This window comes from Mycobacterium sp. IDUB_24 (assembly GCF_055419385.1).
Map to the genome: position 1 here is coordinate 262,845 of NZ_JBVAXO010000001.1, position 18,860 is coordinate 281,704.

An 18,860-nucleotide genomic window follows, 5' to 3' on the forward strand; every position below is an offset into this window, starting at 1 on the left:
AGCGTCAGGCGGCCGGTTTCTTCTTGGCGTTGGCGCGGGCGGGCTTGGCGTCGTCTTTTGCCGTGTCCTGACCCAGGGCCTTACGCACCGTGCTGCCGATGGACTTCGCCGCGTCGCGCGCCGGATGTCCCTTGATGCCAAGGGTTTTACGCAACGACGGACGGGCCGGCTCGGGAACTGTGGTCTGGTCGTCATCGGGTGTGCTCAGCGCGGTCTCCGGCTTGGCGACCGTGCTCACCCGGACCACCGGTTTGCGGTCGGACGTCGCGGCGATCTTCGTGGTGGCGAGAACGGCGTCGTCGGGGGTGCCCTGCACCGTGACGGTATCGCCGGACTGGGTCGGGTCGGTCCAGCCGGGCAGTGGGTCGAGTCCGGGGTCGAGCGCCGCCCGGACGCCCTCGGGGATGTCGTTGATGAGGTCGCCGGCCAACTTCACCGGGTTGACCCGGGGCAGCAGCTGGAACGGCGTCGGCGTGCTGTAGTCGGTTCTGGTGTAACCGGTTTCGATCAGGGTCTGCGCGATCGGGGAAACCAGGTCGACCAGCGGAACCACCAGGGCCGACGTGCCGGTCGCGGCACCCAGGTCGAGGAAGGGCTGCATGATCGGCAAGGTCTTCGCCGGCAGGGTGACGTAGTACGTGTCGCTGCCGTCGACTTTCTGGCAGTGGGTTTCGGTGGTGCAGCTCGCCTTGGCGTTCTCGATCGCGGCCTGCACCTGCTCCGGCGTGTAGCCGTACGGGGTTGCGGTGTCGGGGTCATCGCCCCTGGGATCCAGATAGGTGCCGTGCACGTATTGGAATCCGGCCAGCGCGTTTGCCAAGGCGAGCGGATTGAGCACCCAGGAGGGAGCATCGGCGACACCGTCGTACTGCAGCGCGATGTCGTAGGTCTCGATGCCCGTGTCCGTCGGGGTCGGTTGGCCGAACGTCGCATCGAGGATGGGGACGGTACCCAGGATCGCCAGCCGTTCGAAGAGCCCGCCGTCGGGGCGGTTCGGGTTACCGATCAGGACGAAGCTCAGGTTCTGTTTCTGCTCGTCGGTCAGGTCAGCGAGATTGCCTTTGACGATGCTGGCCACGGTGGCGCCCTGCGAATAGCCGAAGACCGCCACCGGGTGCGCCGCGCTGGGATTGTTGGCGCCTACGAGTTCGCTGGTCAGCCGGCTGACACCGCTGGCAACGGACACGTTCCACTTGGCGCCCTCCAACCCGCCCCAGCCCGCGAGCGGGATCGGCCAGAACTGAGCGATATAGGGGATTGCCACCGGGGCGGCACAGTCCTGGGCACCGCAACTGCCGCTCGGCTGTACGTAATACGCGACTGCGTTGGCCAGGTAGTTGTTGGAGTCCTGCGGATTCGGGGTTCCCGTGCCGGGCACGACCAGCGGGGTCACGGCCACGACCAGGCCGACCGCCGCAGTGCCGATGGGCGTCAGGCCGATGACCACCGAGCCGGATACCGCGACGGCGCCGACCAGCACTGACCTGGCAGCAGAACGGGGTGAGAATCGCATCGGCCGGGATCTCCTTCTGCTGACGACGCCGTCAGCGCTGAGGGGATCTTTGCACCGGCACGTATGCGCCATCGGGCAAACGGCGGAACTGCCTGCCGCCCAATGATTTCAGCGTGCCCGGATCACCGGCGGCTCGTGTGCCCGGACCGGGGGGAGTGCTGCGTCGAACTTCTCCACCTGCACCAGCACATGGGCTCCCGTGCAGCCGCGGGCCAGCGAGGAGGTACCGACATCGTCGGTGAGCATATTGGGATTGCCGTGTACGCACATCGAGTCGGGGTCGGCCGGATCGGCCGGGTCGAACCAGGCCCCGGTCGACAGTTGCAACACCGCCGGACGCAGTCGGTCGTCGATCACCACCCCGGCCAGGCAGGCTCCGCGATCGTTGAACACCCGCACCACGTCGCCATCGGTGAGCCCGCGGGCCGCGGCGTCGGTCGGGTGGATCCGGATAGGTTCGCGCCCTCGCACTTTCGACGCCTGACTGACTGCGCCGCCGTCGAGTTGGCTGTGCAACCGGGCCGCAGGTTGATTGGCCAGCAGATGTAACGGATATGCCTGGGCACGCTCACCTCCCAGCCACTCGGTCGGCTCGTACCAGCGAGGATGACCGGCACAGTCGTCGTAGCCGAATCCGTCGATGGTGTCCGAGAAGATCTCGATGCGGCCGCTCGGGGTGGCCAACCGGCGCCCGAGGGGATCCGCCCGGAAATCGGCCAGCAGCGTCAGTCCCGGCTCGGTGGGCAGCCGCAACTGTCCTGCGGCCCAGAACTCCTCGAACCCGGGAACCTCGAAATCCAGTCCGGTGGACCACTTTTCATACATGTGGACCAGCCACTCGCGCGCCGTGCGACCCTCGGTGAACTGCGGGCCGAAGCCGAGCTGCTCGGCCAACGCCGAGAACGTGGTGTAGTCGTCGCGGGAGTCGGCGTACGGCTGGGTCAGCGCGGGCATGGCGACCAGGAGTGGGTCGTTGCGCGAACCCGAGTAGTCCTCGCGCTCATAGGCGGTGGTCGAGGGCACCACGATGTCGGCATGCTTGGCCATCGCCGTCCAATACGGGTCGTGCACGACGATGGTGTCCACCCGGGACAGGGCCCGGCGCAACCTCGGAATGTTCTGGTGATGGTGAAATGGATTGCCGCCGGACCAGTACACGCATTTGATGTCGGGGTAGGTCAGTTGCAGGCCGTTGTAATCGAACGGCTGACCCGGGTGCAGCAACATGTCGGTGACGGCCGCGACCGGGATGAACGTCTGCACCGGGTTGAGGCCCTGCGGCAGCACAGGCAGCCCGCACCGCAGCGGTGGCAACCCCGGCTCGTTCATCGACCCGTAGCCGTGCCCGAAACCTCCTCCGGGAATACCGATCTGGCCCAACATGGCGGCCAGGGTCAGCCCCATCCACGGCGCCTGTTCGCCGTACCTGATGCGCTGCAACGACCAACTGACGGTGACCAGGGTGCGTGAGGCGGCCATCCGCCGGGCCAGCGCCGTGAGCTCGTCGGCAGGTAGACCGCTGAGTCGAGACGCCCACTGTGGAGTCTTGGCAACGCCGTCATCGCCGCCCAGCAGGTAGCGCTCGAACCGTTGGTATCCGGTGCAGTACGTGTCGAGAAAATCCCGGTCGGCCAGCCCTTCGGTGGCCAGGACATAGGCCAGCGCGAGCATCACCGCGACATCGGTACCCGGCACCGGAGCCAGCCATCGACAGTCGCCGTCGACATCGTCGCGCAGCGGGCTCAGCGACACGATCTGTCCGCCGCGTGCACGCATCCGGTGCAGCGCGCCGCGGGCCGGATGTGCCGTGGTGCCACCGTGATTGATACCTGTGTTCTTCATCGCGACACCGCCGAAACACACCAGCAGGTCGGTGTGTTCGGCGATGACGTCCCAATCGGTGGAGCGCTTGAACAGGTCGTCGTGGGTGCCGACCACTCGCGGCATGATCGCTCCGGTGGCACCCAGGCTGTAGGAGTGGCGGGAAAACGTATAGCCGCCGAGCATTTTCAGAAACCGATGCACCTGGCTCTGGGCGTGGTGGAAGCGTCCCGCGCTGGCCCAGCCGTAGGAGCCGCCGTAGATCGCCTCGTTGCCGTAGGTGTCGACGACCCGGCGTAGCTCGCCGGCCAGCAGGTCGGTGAGCTCATCCCAGGTCACCGAGACGTACTCGTCGACGCCCCGCTCGGTACTGGGGCCGGGGCCGTCGCGCAGCCAGCCGCGTCGCACCGCCGGTCCGGCGATCCGCGAGCGGTGTCGGATCGAGCCCGCGAGGTTGCCGAGCAACGGAGATGGATCGGCGTCACCGTCCAGTGGGGTGACGGCGGCGATGTCGCCGTCTGCGATGTCCGTGGTGAAGGCACCCCAGTGCGCGAGGCTCACGGGCGACCTGGGCATGACCGGAGTCTACGGCCGGTCCCCACCCCTCCCCGGGCTGACCAACCACCCGGTTGGTATAGGTTGGCCCAAATCCGTAACCAGTACCGGAGGTCACACCATGGGCAGTGTCGTGAAGTACGACCGCACGTTGTTCGAGCCCGAGCACGAGTTGTTCCGCGAGTCATACCGGGGATTCCTGGACAAACACGTCGCGCCGTTCCACGACCAGTGGGAGAAGGACAAGATCGTCGACCGCGGGGTCTGGCTGGAGGCGGGTAAGCAGGGCTTTCTCGGGATGGCGGTGCCCGAGGAGTACGGCGGCGGCGGCAACGACGACTTCCGGTACAACACGATCGTCTGCGAAGAGACCGTGGCCGGCCGCTACAGCGGCATCGGTTTCAGCCTGCACAACGATGTCGTCGCGCCCTATCTGCTCCGGCTGGCCAACGAAGAGCAGAAGCAGCGCTGGCTGCCCAAGTTCTGCACGGGTGAATTGATCTCGGCGATCGCAATGACCGAACCGGGTACCGGTAGCGACCTGCAGGGCATCAAGACCCGCGCGGTCCGCGACGGTGACCACTACGTCCTCAACGGATCCAAGACCTTCATCACCAACGGCATCAACGCTGACCTGGTGATCGTCGTTGCACAGACCGACCCCGAAAAGGGGGCTCTGGGATTCTCGCTGCTGGTGGTCGAACGCGGCATGGAGGGCTTCGAGCGGGGCCGCCACCTCGACAAGATCGGTTTGGAGGCCCAGGACACCGCGGAACTGTCGTTTACCGATGTCAGGGTGCCGGTCGAGAACCTGCTCGGCGAGGAGGGCCAGGGCTTTGTCTACCTGATGCAGAACCTGCCGCAGGAACGCATCTCGATCGCCATCATGGCCGCCGCGGCGATGGAGGCGGTGCTCGAGCAGACGTTGCAGTACACCAAGGAACGCAAGGCCTTCGGTAAGCCGATCGGCAGCTTCCAGAACAGCCGGTTCCTGTTGGCCGAACTGGCGACCGAGGCCACCGTGGTGCGGATGATGGTCGACGAGTTCATCCGGTTGCACCTCGACGAGAAACTCACCGTGGAGCAGGCCGCGATGGCCAAGTGGTACTCCAGCGAGAAGCAGGTGGAGCTCATCGACCGCTGCTTGCAGTTGCACGGTGGTTACGGCTATATGCGTGAGTACCCGGTCGCCCGGGCTTACCTGGATGCGCGGGTTCAGACCATTTACGGCGGCACCACCGAGATCATGAAGGAGATCATCGGACGCAGTCTGGGTGTCTGATCGCCCCAATTTTGGCCAGGTGACGCCTCCGGAAGCCCATATCTGGGCCAACGGATCCAGATATTGGGCCTTTTTTGGTCATGATCGGCCACGTTCCTTGGTTATCGTCACGTGCTGACGCAAAGTTGTCCGGGCGGGACATTTCTAAGGAAACTTTGCCGAACGAGCGGGGAGGGCGCATGACTAGGCCGGGAGCGAGGCTGAACGCAGCCGTGTGGCGGTTGGGGGTCGGCCTGCTCGCACTCGTAGTCGCTTGTTTGGTGGTGCCGGCGGTGGCTTCGGCCACCCCGGAGGCGGATGCCGACGCGGCTGTCACCTCCGCGTGGGAGGCCACCGGTGGCGACGGCGGCCCGCTGGGGCCGCGGCAGGGCGACGTGTACGCGGTGGGTTCTGGCTTCGCGCAGAACTTCGCCGGGGGCAAGATGTTCTTCACCCAGCCGACCGGCGCTCATTTCATGCAGGGCGCAATCCTGGAGAAGTACGAGTCGTTGGGCGGTCCGGCCGACGGCGACATGGGATTCCCCACGATCGATGAGGGCGCCGGACGGGCGGCCGACAGTCGCAACTCGACCCTGAGCGCGCCCGACAACCCGGTCATCTTCTGGACTCCGTCCACCGGCGCCCGGGTGGTGCGGGGTGCCATCAATGCTGCGTGGGACAAGCTCGGTGGCTCCGCCGGATTGCTGGGCGTCCCCGCTGACGACGAGATGTTCGACGGCGATGTCATCTCACAGAAGTTCACCGGCGGCGAGATTTCGTGGAACCGCAAAACCAAGGCATTCACCACGGAGCCGCCGGAACTCGCCGACCAGCTTGCCGGCCTGGACGTACCGATGGATCCTGCTTCGGCGATCGCCGCCGCGCGTCGCGAAGCAGGTGGCGTGATGGGACCACTGGGAGCCAAGGACGGCGACCAGTATCCGATCGGCGACGGCGGGTTCGGCCAGAAGTACGCCGGCGGCAAGATCTTCTACAGTCCGGCCACCGGAGCCAACGCCATCACCGGCCAGCTGCTCGAGAAGTACGAAAGCGTCGGTGGCCCCGAGGGTGATCTGGGCTTCCCGACCACCAGCGAGTCCGAGGGCGGGTTGGGTCCCAACAGCCGGATCAGCACCTTCGCCGCTGCCGACAACCCCGTCATCTTCTGGACTCCGGACTACGGCGCGGTGATCGTGCGGGGCGCGATGAACGCGGCCTGGGAGAAGCTCGGCGGGGCGAAGGGCGCATTGGGCGCCCCCATGGCCGACCAGACCGAAGACGGCAGTGTCGTCAGCCAGCGGTTCAGCGGGGGAGTCATCTCGTGGGACCGCGACGCCAACAAGTTCACCACCGAGCCGTCGAAACTCGCCTCCGAATTGAGTGGCCTGCAGGTTCCGGGACTCGGTCAGACCCCGGCCTCGGGGCCGCAGCCTTCCGGTGCGGACACCAAGAAGCCGTTCGCCTGGCATTGGAGCTGGTGGTGGCTGATCGCGGTGGTCCCGGTTGTGCTGCTCGCCGGGCTGATCGTGGGGGCCGCGCTGTGGCACCGTCGGCGCGCCGGTGGCGACGACGACTTCGACCACGACCCGTTCGACGATGACTACGACGGCGGACCCGGGGATTCGTCGTACGACGACGAGCGGTACGACGAGGCCCGCTACGGCTCGCGTGGGTATGACCACGACGAGTACCGCGATGATCGCGGCTCCGATGCGGCGAACGTTCATGGGCCGAGCGCCGCCTATGGCGGCGAGGCCGCGACGGCGCGGTTCGCCGGGCCGGGCGCGGAACCGGCAGGGGCGGCGTCTCCGTACGACGGGCCAACCGATATCGCCATCCCGGTCAGTCAATGGGCCGCCCCGAACGGAGCGGCGGGTGTTTACGGGGCACCTGGCGAGGACGAGGAACCACCGGAGGATTCCTCGCAGCTGGCCGGCCCGGAACAGGGATTCGACGACTACGACGACGATGACGACTTCGAAAACGACTATGAAGAGTCCGATTTCGAGGACGACGACTTCGACGACGAGGACCTCGATACGCCCATCGACGCCGACTTCGAGGAAGTTGCCGAGGGCGACGACGACGACATCGAAGCGGAGCTCGAAGAGGAGGAACTGGCGGACACCGGGTCACTGAGCGGTCCGGCCGGCGGAGTGCACGGGGCGCAGGGATTCTCGGCGCTGAGCGGCCTGGCAGTGCCCAGCGATCAGGACAACGTCGACACCGCACCGACCCGCGTCATCACCGAGGCCGAGGCCTACAGCAATGAGGCTTACAGCGGTGAGGCCTACAGCAGTGAGACCCACGGCGGTGACGCTCACAGCGGGCGCCACGCCGCCATCGAACTCGACGAGATACCCAGTGCCACCGCCATTCATCTACCGCTGGAGGACCCGCACCGCGCACCGGAGGGGTATCCGATCAAAGCGGACACCCAGTCGGGCCGGTACTGGGCACCAGACAGCAGTGAGTATGACGACGCAGTGGCGGAGATTTGGTTCGCCAGTGAGGAATTCGCCCGCACGAACGGCTTCGTGCGCACGGACTGAGCGGCAGGACCCGGCAACCATCTGGTGCAGCCGGGTCCGCCTCCGGTCGGTCAGATCTTGCGGATCACGGTGACTACTTTGCCGAGCACCGCGGCGTCATTGCCCGGGATCGGGTCGTATGCCGGGTTGTGCGGCATCAGCCAGACCTGACCGCGGGTCCGCTTGAACGTCTTGACGGTGGCTTCGCCGTCGATCATGGCTGCCACGATGTCTCCGTTGTCGGCCACGCTCTGCTGGCGTACCACCACCCAGTCGCCGTCACAGATGGCGGCATCGACCATCGAGTCGCCCACGACCTTGAGCAGGAACAGCGACCCCTCGCCGACCAGTTCGCGGGGCAGCGGGAAGACGTCCTCGACAGCCTGCTCGGCCAGGATCGGGCCGCCTGCGGCGATACGCCCGAGCACCGGCACGAACGTCGGTTCGGGTAGCGCGTCGGAGCCGGCCACGTCGGTCGACACCAGCGCCGCGGCCGCCGGATCGTCGGCGCCGCGTACGTCGACCGCGCGCGGGCGGTTGGGATCCCGGCGCAGGTAACCCTTGCGTTCCAGGGTGCGCAACTGATGGGCGACCGACGAGGTCGAGGTCAAACCGACCGCATCGCCGATCTCGCGGATGCTCGGCGGGTAGCCGCGACTGTTCACCGACGCGCGGATCACGTCGAGAATGGTGCGTTGCCGGTCGGTGAGCCCCTCGGCCCGGCGTGGACCCGCGCCATCCGATCCGGCCGGGCTGTCGGTCTTGCCGTCCCTGCTGCGGTCGTCGCTCATGGGGCCGAATGTAGTCGTTGATCCGACATTAATCAAACATGTGTTCGACGCGTGTTGCGGCGTGTCTGCTGGTGGGGCGGGCTGGGGGGCGGTTGCCGGCCGTGCGTCGGGTTGGCGGGCCGAACTTGTCGGTGCCCTGTTCTATCGTTTGGCAACAGTTCGATCACATGTTCTATCCATCGAACACTTGAGCGAGTATGTTCGAACACAAGAGCGAAACCGTCCCACCGAAAGGCAGTCAGATGGCGATCATCGATATCCCCGCCGATAGTCGTTCCCGCGCTGTTCGGGCCGTGCCGCAGTCCCCATCGCAGCGCGTCCGGGCCAGAGGCGGTGCCGGCACCAGGGGCAGCGCCACCTTCGGTACCGGTACGGCACGGCCGGTGCGCCGGGTGCAGCGGCCGGCCCCCGACCGACCCGCCGCCGGGACGGTCCGCTACCGCGGAACCGGAGTGCTCATGTCGCGGGCATCGCATCGCAGCCGGCCCATCACGCCGCTCACTACGGTGTTGCTGGCCCTGGTCGCCGCGGGTATCACGGTGTGGCTCGGCCTGGTGGCCCAATTCGGTGGGGTGATGGGGGCCGAGACCCCGACCCCGACCGAGCTCGCGGTGGTCCAGGTGAAATCGGGGGAGACGCTGCAACAGGTGGCGCGTCGGGTCGCCCCGGACGCCCCGGTAGCCCGGGTCGTCGAGCAGATCCGTGACCTCAACCAACTCGAATCCGTGGCGGTCGACTCCGGGCAGACATTGCTCGCGCCGGTTGGCTGAGCAGTGCAATGTCCGCTGAATCGTCCTGGCCGACAGCCACACTGGCCGGTGTCGGAGTGAGCACCTACTCGCCACTGGACCCGGCGGTGAGTCTCCCGCGGGCATCGCGGGTACGCTCAAGGGCGCTCGAACTAGTTGTCCGGCGGCATGACGAAGGAGCGGTAATGCATTGTCCGTTCTGTCGTCACCCTGATTCGCGCGTGGTCGATTCCCGCGAGACCGACGAGGGCCAGGCCATCCGGCGCCGGCGATCATGCCCGGAGTGCGGGCGTCGGTTCACCACCGTGGAGACCGCGGTGCTGGCTGTGGTGAAGCGCAGCGGGGTTACCGAGCCCTTCAGCCGGGAGAAGGTCATCCGTGGTGTGCGCCGGTCCTGTCAGGGCAGACAGGTCGACGACGATGCACTCAACGTTTTGGCGCAGAAGGTCGAGGATGCGGTCCGCGGCCTCGGCACGCCGGAGATCCCCAGCAATGAGGTCGGCTTGGCGATCCTCGGACCGCTCCGTGAACTGGACGAGGTCGCCTACCTGAGATTCGCCTCGGTGTACCGGTCGTTCTCCTCAGCCGAGGACTTCGAGCGCGAGATCGAGGCGCTGCGCGCGCACCGCGCCGAGGCGTAATTCAGTCCAGGTTCAATCCAGTCGGGTAGGCCCGTCGTTGACCACACGGCCGGCCAGACGAACCCAGCCCTCCGGGCTCCAGCGTGTCTCGATCACCGACCCCTTGCCCTGGATGATCGTGAGGTCCTGGCTGAGATAGTCGGTCATCCGCACCGCGGCAGCGCCGGTCGCCTCGTCTTCGGGAATCCCCAGATGGGGGGCGAACGACCTGGCGCGCACCGTGCCGTTCGCCTTGTCGATCCAGGCCCACAGGTAGTTCTCATCGGCGTCGTCGAAATCGTTGGGGTCGGCGGCGAACAACTCCTCCACCGAACTCAGGTCATAGATGGCGAACTCCGGTGCCCACTCGGACCGCGCGTTGACGACGGCACGATCTCCGTCGTACTCGACCTGGAGTATCCCGGCGGGCACCCGCAGGGTACGGACCGGCGATCCCACCTCACGCAGCCACCACGACGCCCCCACCGTGGGGTGCCCTGCGAACGGCAATTCCGCGACCGGGGTGAAGATGTGGGCGTTGGCCGAGTTGCCGCCCGGCTGCGGCAGATCGATGAATACCGTTTCGCTGTAACCCAATTCGGTGGCGATCCGCTGGCGGTCGTCCGGGGCGACAGTGCTGTTGTCCACCACGCCCAGCGGATTGCCGTACTTGCCGTCTGAGTCGGTGAACACCCGTAACACGGTGACGTCGATGGCCATGACCCGATGCTACGTCGCATCATGCGCTCGTCGGGCGGGCTGTCTCCGACCCGGTGCGGTCAGCGGATCAGGTTGCGCTGCGCTCGTCCGCGTCCATCGCGTCGAGCACGGCGATCTGAGTGTCGAAGGTCCCGCTCATCGCCGAATCGGTCCGCCCGGTACGCAGCAGGGTGCGCAGGCGCTCCTGGTCGTAGACCGACGGCTCGGTGGTGTCGATGAAGCGTTCGACCACCTCGACGAAGCGGTCGGGATCGTCATGGAACGGGAAATGCCCGGACCCGGAGAAGATCTCCAACCGGGAACCGGGCATTGCGGCGTGCGCCATCTCGGCATGGCTGACGGGGATGACCGAATCGCTTTCACCCCAGATCAACTGGACCGGAACCGATTCGGTCAAGTAACAGCGGTCGAGCATCGTCACCACCTGGCCACGCCAGTCCACGACGGCGCGCAGGGTACGGGCGAACGCCGACGATGCTGTCGGCTCCGGCAGATCGGCCAGGATGCGCAGCATGTCCGGGATATCGCGGCCGAGGCCGGTTGAGCCCAACACCGTGCCCGCGGCCCGGCCGGCCAACTGCAACGCCGGCAGCACCAGGGGCAGGCGCAGCAGTGCCAGCGCCTCACTTCCCATCGGGAGTGAGGCGACCCGCAACGCCATATTGACGTCCTTGGTGACCCCGCCGGAGCCCACGAGGATGAGACGCTCCACCAGCTGTGGGAATTGGTAGGCAAACTGCATGGCGACGCCACCGCCCAGCGAATGACCGACCACTGTCACCCCGTCGATGTCGAGCACACTGAGCAGGTCGCGCATGCCGTTGGCGTAGGCCGCAACCGAATAGTCCGCACGCGGCTTGTCGGAGCTGCCGTGCCCCAGCAGATCCGGGGCGATCACGGTGAACCGTTGCGCCAGCGCCGATTGCACGGTGTGCCAGGTGGTGGAGTTGTCACCGATGCCGTGGATCAGCAGGATCGCCGGCCCTGACCCGGCGACCCGGAACGCCCGCCGGTATCCGTGGATCGTGCGGTATTCGAGCGTCGGGGTGAGCTCGCGAACAGTCCGCAGATGCGGTTTGCGCTCGGTCATGCTGGTCAACCTCGCCCTCGGCCCGGCGTCGGGCTGTTATGAGTGGTTGTCGCCGTTCGGGAAGCCGTCGCCGAAGCCGTCCCGTCCGTCTTTGTACTTGTCGTCTTTGAACTTGTCACCGGCCTGCTGGGCGAGGAACCGTTCGAACTCGGCTCCCAGCTCGTCACCACTGGGTAGTTCCTCGTCGCGTGCCAGCAGAGACCGATTTTCCTGTGCGGCAACGAATGCATCGTACTGGCGCTCCAGCCCGGTCACCACCTGAGCCACCTCAGCGCTGGCCTCCACCTGCTCGTTGATCTTGCTGTACACCTCGGCTCCGGCCTCGGACAGTTTCTCCAGCGGCAGTTGTAGCGAACCGGTCCGGGCCACTTCGGTCAGCAGCGCCTCGGCGGCCGGCGGGTAGGCCGTCTGGGCCAGGTAGTGCGGCACGTGCACGGTGTATCCCACCACCTCGTGTCCGTGCTGGGCCATGCGGAACTCCAGCAGGTTGGAAACGCTCGCCGGAACCTGGACTTCGCCGACCCACGGGGTGTGGTCGGCGATCAGCTCCTTGTTGTTGGCGTGCGCGGTGAGCATGACCGGGCGGGTGTGGGGCACCGCCATCGGAATGGTGCCCAGCCCGATCACCTGTCGCACTCCCAGCTGCTCGCCGAGCAGGCGAACCGCGGTGATGAACCGCTCCCACCGCAGGTCCGGCTCCAGGCCGGCCAGCAGCAGAAACGGCGTGCCTGCGCCGTCGTGCAGCGCGTACAGGTTCAGTTCGGGTTCCTCGTAGCTGGTGAAATGGTCGGTCTTGAACGTCATCAGCGGCCGCCGCGACCGGTAGTCGAGCAGCTCGTCGATGGCGAAGGAAGCCACCAGTTCGGTGTCGAGGGTGTCCTTGAGGTGCTCGGCGGCCAGCCGGATCGCGTGACCGGCATCGGAGAAACCCTCCAGGGCGTGGACCAGCACCGGGCCGCGGCCGTCCGAAGACGACAGCTGCGGCGCCGGGAACTCAAGCTCGTACATGCCGCTCTGATCGGGCTGGTAGTGCTGCTCGGGGGTGTCGCTGCTGTCGGTCATCTCGCTTCGTCTCCTCGCTGCGGTAGCACGCTGTGACGGCGCCTACCACCGTGTCATCTAGTGTCCCGCATACCCGGGTTCCGGGTGTATTCCGCCCCGCCTGTGCATGCGAACGCGCTGGGCCGGGGCCGGCATTCCGGCGGGTATCCCCGCGATCAGGCAAAATCATGATGATGTACGTGACCCGGATGGTGAAATTCACAGTCGCGGCAGCCGTGCTGGTTGCCGGGGCCGCGGCGTGCACCGCTCCGGGCACCACGACCGGTGGACCGTCCGGCCGCCCCGAGCCGGCCCCGCCGATCAGTTCAGCGGCTGCGGCCAGCGCGTTGTCGCAGGCCGGGGCGGAGTCGGTGACGCCGGATCGGCGGGTGGGGGCGTTGTTCCTGGGCGACACCACGACGCACACCTGTAGCGGCTCGGTGTTGGCGAGCCCGTCGGCGGATCTCATCCTGACGGCCGCGCACTGCCTGCTCGACGGTGTCGACACCACCTTCGTCCCCGGTTTCGGTGCGGGTGCGGGTGATACCTGGCACGTGAGCAAGGTGTACCTGGACTCACGTTGGCTCGCTGAACAGGACCCCCAGGCGGACTACGCGATCGTGCAGGTGACCGGGGATTCCGGCGTGAGCCTGCCGTCCGCGGCCGGTGGCGGATTGACCCTCGGGTCGGCGCCTGCGGCGGGCAGTCCGGTGACGGTGACCGGTTACCCGATGGGTGAGGGCGGCAGCCCGCTGGCCTGTCGCGGCGCGACCGAGTCGTCACCGCAGGGGTTCCCGTCCCTGGCCTGTGGGGGCCTGACCGATGGATTCAGTGGCGCCCCATGGGTTTCGGGGTCGACGATCACCGGGTTGGTGGGCGGACTCGATGGCGGTGGCTGCGATGACGACGTGTCCTATTCGCCGCGCTTCGATGACCGGATCGCCCGGTTGCTGATCCGCGCCGAAGCCGGCGGCCCGGGCGACGCGGCACCCGCGGCGCTCGAATCCGACTGCTAGTAGCGGAACTGGTTGAGCGCGCGCAGCTTGTTCATCACGTCCAGCGCCGCGACCTTGTAGGCCTCCGAGAATGTCGGATAGTTGAACACTGCGTCGACGAGATATTCGACGGTGCCCCCGCAACCCATCACGGCCTGGCCGATGTGCACCATCTCGGTGGCGTTCGTGCCGAAGATGTGCACGCCGAGCACCCGCAGGTCCTCGGTGGACACCAACAGCTTGAGCATTCCGTAGGAGTCACCGGCGATCTTGCCGCGGGCCAGTTCGCGGTAGCGTGACACCCCCACTTCGTAGGGAATCGAGTCTTTGGTCAGCTCGAATTCGGTGGCCCCGACGAAGGACACCTCCGGGATCGAGTAGATGCCGATCGGCTGGATGCTCATCATGCCCTTGGTGGGCTCGCCGAAGGCGTGACAGGCGGCCAGGCGGCCCTGCTCCATGGAGGTGGCCGCCAACGCCGGGAAGCCGACGACGTCGCCCACCGCATAGATGTGATCGACCTTGGTGGTGAAGTTGTCGTCGACGTAGATGCGGCCGCGGTGGTCCGCTTCGAGGCCGGCGTTGGCCAGATCGAGGTGATCGGTCTGCCCTTGTCTTCCGGCCGAATACATCACGGTCTCGGCGGGGATCTGCTTGCCGCTGGCCAGAGTGGTGATCGTTCCGGAAGCTCCGACGTCGACGGCGGTCACCTCTTCGCCGAAGCGGAATGTCACTGCGAGGTCGCGTAGATGGAAGCGCAGCGATTCGATGATCTCGGGATCGCAGAACTCCAACATGCTGTCGCGTTTCTCGATCACGGTGACTCTGGTGCCCAGTGCGGCGAACGTCGAGGCGTACTCGATACCGATGACCCCGGCTCCGACCACCACCATCGAGCTGGGCAGCGTCGTGAGGTTGAGGATGCCATCGGAGTCGAGCACTCGCGCCTCGTCGAATTGCACCCCCGCGGGCCGGGCCGGTTTGGTTCCGGTGGCGATGACGATGAAAGTGCCACGGATAGTGACGAGTTCGGCTCGGCTGGGGTCCTCGACGACGACCGTGTGCTCGTCCTTGAACCGGCCGTGCCCGGTGTACAGCTCGATGCCGTTGCGCATCAACTGGGACCGGACGACGTCGATTTCCCTGCCGATGACGTGCTGGGTCCACGACAGTAGATCGGCGGGGGTGATTTTTTCTTTGACGCGGTAGCTGGTCCCGTAAAGCTCGCGCTGGCTCATCCCGGTCAGGTAGACGACCGCCTCGCGCAGTGTCTTGGACGGAATGGTGCCGGTGTTGACGCACACGCCACCGAGCATCATGTCCCGCTCGATCACCGCAACGGTCTTGCCGAGCTTTGCCGCGGCGATGGCGGCACGTTGCCCGCCGGGACCCGAACCAATGACGATGAGGTCGAATTCCTGCACTGAACCCACGGTACAACTGTGTACGCGGCTCGCCGGCCCGGCGCATGTACCTCATGCCGAATACCTAGTGAACAGATGCCACCGCTTATCCCCAGCGTCGAATTCATCCACAGCTCCAGCGGTTTCACCGCAACGGCCGGGTTCGGGCGGCGGTTCGTGACGGCGCAGGTTGGCACCGTTGGGCCATGACAACACCATCGCCCTCCTCGCCAGACTTCGACTTCCACCTCAACCGGCCCGGAGCGCTGATCGCCGCGCTGCCCGCGGTACTCGGCTTCGTCCCGCACCAGAGCCTCGTCCTGGTCACCGTCGACCGGGGCGAGCTGGGCTGCGTCATGCGCGCCGATCTGGCCGATGACATGACCGAACGCATCGAGCACCTGGTCGATCTCGTGGCCGGCGCCGGCGCGGACGCGGTGATCGCCGTGGTGGTGGACGATCACAGTAGGGACTGCAGGGCGTGCGATGACCGCTACCGCGGCCTGGCGGCGGACCTCGACCAGGCCCTTGCCGCCGACGGCATCGAGCTCTACGCCGCGCACGTGGTGGACAAGGTGGCCGCCGGCGGATCCTGGCACTGCGCCGACGGTTGTGGCGAACAGGGGTGGGTGGACGATCCGGGTGCGTCACCGCTGGCGGCAGCTGCGGTGCTGGACGGTCGCCGGCTCTATGCCAGCCGTGACGAACTGTTGCAGGTCATCCGGCCGGATCCGGTCGCCAGTGCGGCGATGAAACGGCCGTTGGCTCTCGTGGCGCAGCGTCCCGGGTATCCGGATACCCGGGACGACGCCGAGGTGCGCGGTGATGTCGAGGCCGCGATGCGGGCGGCGGTGCAAGCTGCCGAGGGGGATCCACCCGGTATCGCCGTGTTGGCGCAGTTGGCCGTGGGGTTGGCCGATCCCAGGGTCCGCGACACGCTCTATGCGCTGGCGGTCGGCGAGTGCGCCGAGCAGGCCGAAGCGTTGTGGGCGCTGTTGGCCCGTAGTCTGCCGGACCCATGGCGCGCCGAAGCGCTTGTCCTACTGGCCTTTTCCGCGTATGCGCGAGGTGACGGGCCGCTGGCCGGGGTTTCGCTCGACGCTGCGTTGGAGGCGCGCCCCACGCACCGAATGGCCGGCATGCTCGACACCGCGCTGCAAGCAGGCATGCGGCCGGAGCGAATCCGGGAGTTGGCGGTCACCGGCTATCGGCTCGCCGAACAGCTCGGCGTTCAACTGCCGCCTCGACGGACGTGGCGGCGCCGGGTGGGTTGAGTGGCTAGACCTTCTCGACGCGGACCGCGTGCGCCATGTGATGGGGGAGTTCCACCTGCTCGTGCCCCGGAATCACGATCATCACGCCGCCGTGGTCGTTGGCCTCGACGGTGACCCGCGCATTCGGCACCACGCCGGCATCCTTGAGCCGGCCGATGAGCTCGATGTCACCCTGCACGTGTTCGGTGAGCTGGCGGACGACGACGGCGACCGGCAACCCGACCGGAAGTTCGGTGAGCCGGACCAGGCTGACATCGTCGAAGCCCGCCCCACCGACGCCGAGGTCCGACAGGCCCGGGATGGGGTTGCCGAACGGCGAGGTGGTGGGGTTGTCGAGCACCTGCACCAGGCGCCGCTCCACGTCCTCGCTCATGACGTGCTCCCAGCGGCATGCCTCCGCGTGGACTTCTTCCCACGGCAACCCGATCACATCAACGAGCAACCGTTCGGCCAGCCGGTGCTTGCGCATCACGGCAACCGCCAGGGCGCGGCCCTTGTCGGTCAGTTCCAGGTGGCGGTCGCCGGCGACATGCAGCAGACCATCGCGTTCCATGCGCGACACCGTCTGGCTGACCGTCGGACCGCTTTGGTCGAGCCGTTCGGCGATGCGTGCACGCAACGGCACCACGCCCTCTTCTTCGAGGTCGTAGATCGTCCGCAGGTACATCTCGGTGGTGTCGACCAGATCGTTCATGCGCGCCTTCCCAGCCCCAACGTCACCGCACAGTCTACCGTTTCCGGCTCTTGAACTGCGGCGCAACATCGGGGCGTCGGACACCTCACACAACGGGGCAAAACCCCAGGACAGGGACCCGGAACGGGCTGGCGGGGCCCCGGAAACACCCCGACATGGCCCGGATACGCAATGTGCCCCGCCGGAAACCGGCGGGGCACATCGTCCAGGGAGGCCTAGCTTGCGTAGGAGCGGAGGCGGTCGGCACGCTCGCCGTTGCGGAGCTTGGACATCACTTCACGCTCGATCTGGCGGACCCGCTCGCGGGACAGACCGAACAGCTTGCCGATCTGATCCAGGGTGCGCGGCTGCCCGTCGTCGAGGCCGAACCGCAGCCGGATCACCTGCTGCTCACGCTCGTCGAGCGTGGCCAGCACGTGGCGGATGTCGGTGTGCAGCAGTTCGGAGATGACGGCGTTCTCGGCAGACATCGCGTTCTCGTCCTCGATGAAGTCGCCCAGCGGGGCTTCCTCGTCGGTGCCGACCGGCATGTCCAGGCTCACCGGGTCACGGCTGTGCTCCAGCAGGTCGTTGATCTTCTCGACCGGGATGCCGGACTCCTCGGCCAGTTCCTCGTCGGTGGCCTCGCGGCCCAGGTTCTGATGCATCTCACGCTTGATGCGGGCCAGCTTGTTGACCTGCTCGACCAGGTGGACGGGGAGCCGGATGGTGCGGCTCTGATCCGCCATCCCGCGGGTGATGGCCTGACGGATCCACCAGGTGGCATACGTCGAGAACTTGAAGCCCTTGGAGTAGTCGAACTTCTCCATGGCGCGAATGAGACCCAGGTTGCCTTCCTGGATCAGGTCCAGCAGCGGCATGCCGCGTCCCGTGTAGCGCTTGGCCAGCGACACCACCAGGCGGAGGTTGGCCTCCAACAGATGCCGGCGCGCTGCCTCACCGTCGCGCACCACTGCGGCCAGGTCGCGTTTACGGTTCTCGCCCAGGCGCTTCTTGGTGTTCAACACGTGCTGGGCGTACAAGCCCGCCTCGATGCGCTTTGCGAGCTCTACCTCATCGGCGGCGTTGAGCAACGCCGTTTTGCCAATGCCGTTCAGATACACGCGCACGAGGTCGGCGGCAGGGCTCTGGGCGTCCAGATCACTGTCGACGCGGCTTGTGGTGGCATTTGCCATGACGGCCTCCTGATCAGCTCGAACTGTCATGATCTACAACGTCGCAGACCCCATGAGAGTTCCCGCTGATCTCCGGATTCATACCCGTTGAGCTGGGGTTTTTCCGAAACGACCTGAGAATGTCCTGAGAATGGCTAAAGAAGCCGCTCAGCTGGGCTCATCGCCGTCGGGCCGCGCTGCGTCCGGTTGCGGTGGCATAAACGGGTCCTTCTGTAACGCCGGCCGCTCCGCGGTGGGGAACAGCGGGATCCGCTCGCCGTGACCGGCATAACGCCGTGGCTCCTCGGCGCTACGCGGGGGACGATCGTTGGCGATCAGCACCGCCATCCAGGGCAGCGGTATCGACACCACGATGATCGCGAGCGAGATGAGCCCGTTCTGCCAGATGTTGTAGGCGACCGCGGCGAGGATCAGCGCCGGGATGCGGAAGGCCATCAGCGTCAGATACTTCCTGACACGCTGACGGTGCTGCACTTCGTAGGCGGGTGCGGCTTTGGTGATGAGAACCGGGCGGGCTTCCTTGCCGAAATCGTCGCCGAAATCGTCGTCGAAACTCAGCTCGTGGCTTTGTTTCATGCCTCTACTGTTCCACACCTGGACCGGGTCGTGGCATGCGGATTTCCCTAT

At 66.6% G+C, this 18,860-nt stretch carries 16 protein-coding genes; 6 read left to right on the top strand and 10 right to left on the bottom strand.

Annotated elements, in window-relative coordinates; genetic code table 11:
• Nucleotides 1–4: 4 nt before the first annotated feature.
• Nucleotides 5–1,513 (bottom strand): PE-PPE domain-containing protein, encoded by a 1,509-nt coding sequence (locus ACZYZF_RS01310; protein ID WP_463745555.1) that lies wholly within the window; start codon nt 1,511–1,513, stop codon nt 5–7.
• Between the two features lie 108 nt (nt 1,514–1,621).
• A complete protein-coding gene (locus ACZYZF_RS01315; RefSeq protein ID WP_463745556.1) occupies nt 1,622–3,910 on the bottom strand; it encodes a molybdopterin-dependent oxidoreductase in 2,289 nt (762 codons plus the stop codon).
• A 100-nt stretch (nt 3,911–4,010) separates the two neighbouring features.
• Between ACZYZF_RS01315 and ACZYZF_RS01320 the strand changes: the two genes are divergently transcribed.
• Together ACZYZF_RS01320 and ACZYZF_RS01325 are read left to right on the top strand one after the other, a co-directional pair.
• Nucleotides 4,011–5,171 (top strand): acyl-CoA dehydrogenase family protein, encoded by a 1,161-nt coding sequence (locus ACZYZF_RS01320; protein ID WP_463745557.1) that lies wholly within the window; start codon nt 4,011–4,013, stop codon nt 5,169–5,171.
• A 179-nt stretch (nt 5,172–5,350) separates the two neighbouring features.
• Entirely contained in the window at nt 5,351–7,702 is a 2,352-nt protein-coding gene (locus ACZYZF_RS01325; protein WP_463745558.1) for an LGFP repeat-containing protein, read from the top strand.
• 50 nt (nt 7,703–7,752) lie between these two features.
• Here the strand turns inward: ACZYZF_RS01325 and lexA are convergent, their stop codons facing one another.
• Nucleotides 7,753–8,472, bottom strand: a complete 720-nt coding sequence (gene lexA, locus ACZYZF_RS01330) for a transcriptional repressor LexA (protein ID WP_463745559.1) — start codon at nt 8,470–8,472, stop codon at nt 7,753–7,755.
• 242 nt (nt 8,473–8,714) lie between these two features.
• Between lexA and ACZYZF_RS01335 the strand changes: the two genes are divergently transcribed.
• Together ACZYZF_RS01335 and nrdR are read left to right on the top strand one after the other, a co-directional pair.
• Complete coding sequence (locus tag ACZYZF_RS01335; protein ID WP_463745560.1) at nt 8,715–9,242, top strand: LysM peptidoglycan-binding domain-containing protein; 528 nt, start codon at nt 8,715–8,717, stop codon at nt 9,240–9,242.
• 164 nt (nt 9,243–9,406) lie between these two features.
• Complete coding sequence (gene nrdR / locus ACZYZF_RS01340; RefSeq protein ID WP_463745561.1) at nt 9,407–9,862, top strand: transcriptional regulator NrdR; 456 nt, start codon at nt 9,407–9,409, stop codon at nt 9,860–9,862.
• Nucleotides 9,863–9,874: 12 nt separating this feature from the next.
• Here nrdR and ACZYZF_RS01345 read toward each other — a convergent pair whose 3' ends face one another.
• The 3 genes from ACZYZF_RS01345 to ACZYZF_RS01355 all read right to left on the bottom strand — a co-directional run bounded on the left by ACZYZF_RS01345 (nt 9,875) and on the right by ACZYZF_RS01355 (nt 12,713).
• The gene (locus ACZYZF_RS01345; protein ID WP_463745562.1) at nt 9,875–10,561 is read right to left on the bottom strand and encodes a PhzF family phenazine biosynthesis protein; all 687 of its coding nucleotides are present in this window, start codon (nt 10,559–10,561) and stop codon (nt 9,875–9,877) included.
• A 67-nt stretch (nt 10,562–10,628) separates the two neighbouring features.
• Entirely contained in the window at nt 10,629–11,651 is a 1,023-nt protein-coding gene (locus ACZYZF_RS01350; protein WP_463745563.1) for an alpha/beta fold hydrolase, read from the bottom strand.
• 36 nt (nt 11,652–11,687) lie between these two features.
• On the bottom strand, nt 11,688–12,713 hold the full coding sequence (locus tag ACZYZF_RS01355) for a proteasome assembly chaperone family protein (protein ID WP_463745564.1): 1,026 nt from the start codon (nt 12,711–12,713) through the stop codon (nt 11,688–11,690).
• A gap of 188 nt (nt 12,714–12,901) precedes the next feature.
• Here ACZYZF_RS01355 and ACZYZF_RS01360 point away from each other — a divergent pair, with 188 nt between their 5' ends.
• Nucleotides 12,902–13,708 carry a trypsin-like serine peptidase gene (locus ACZYZF_RS01360; RefSeq protein WP_463745565.1) on the top strand — a complete coding sequence of 269 codons (807 nt, stop codon included), beginning with the start codon at nt 12,902–12,904 and terminating at the stop codon, nt 13,706–13,708.
• On the opposite strand, the gene sthA is transcribed toward ACZYZF_RS01360, so the two are convergent.
• Nucleotides 13,705–15,120, bottom strand: a complete 1,416-nt coding sequence (sthA, locus tag ACZYZF_RS01365; RefSeq protein WP_463745566.1) for a Si-specific NAD(P)(+) transhydrogenase — start codon at nt 15,118–15,120, stop codon at nt 13,705–13,707. The two genes, ACZYZF_RS01360 and sthA, sit on opposite strands and share 4 nt — an antisense overlap.
• Nucleotides 15,121–15,296: 176 nt before the next feature.
• Between sthA and ACZYZF_RS01370 the strand changes: the two genes are divergently transcribed.
• Nucleotides 15,297–16,364 (top strand): DUF4192 domain-containing protein, encoded by a 1,068-nt coding sequence (locus ACZYZF_RS01370; protein WP_463745567.1) that lies wholly within the window; start codon nt 15,297–15,299, stop codon nt 16,362–16,364.
• A gap of 4 nt (nt 16,365–16,368) precedes the next feature.
• Here the strand turns inward: ACZYZF_RS01370 and ACZYZF_RS01375 are convergent, their stop codons facing one another.
• The 3 genes from ACZYZF_RS01375 to ACZYZF_RS01385 all read right to left on the bottom strand — a co-directional run bounded on the left by ACZYZF_RS01375 (nt 16,369) and on the right by ACZYZF_RS01385 (nt 18,809).
• Entirely contained in the window at nt 16,369–17,058 is a 690-nt protein-coding gene (locus tag ACZYZF_RS01375) for a metal-dependent transcriptional regulator (protein WP_463745568.1), read from the bottom strand.
• A gap of 215 nt (nt 17,059–17,273) precedes the next feature.
• On the bottom strand, nt 17,274–18,263 hold the full coding sequence (locus tag ACZYZF_RS01380; RefSeq protein ID WP_463745569.1) for a sigma-70 family RNA polymerase sigma factor: 990 nt from the start codon (nt 18,261–18,263) through the stop codon (nt 17,274–17,276).
• 117 nt (nt 18,264–18,380) lie between these two features.
• Nucleotides 18,381–18,809 (bottom strand): DUF3099 domain-containing protein, encoded by a 429-nt coding sequence (locus ACZYZF_RS01385; RefSeq protein ID WP_463745570.1) that lies wholly within the window; start codon nt 18,807–18,809, stop codon nt 18,381–18,383.
• Nucleotides 18,810–18,860: the final 51 nt, after the last annotated feature.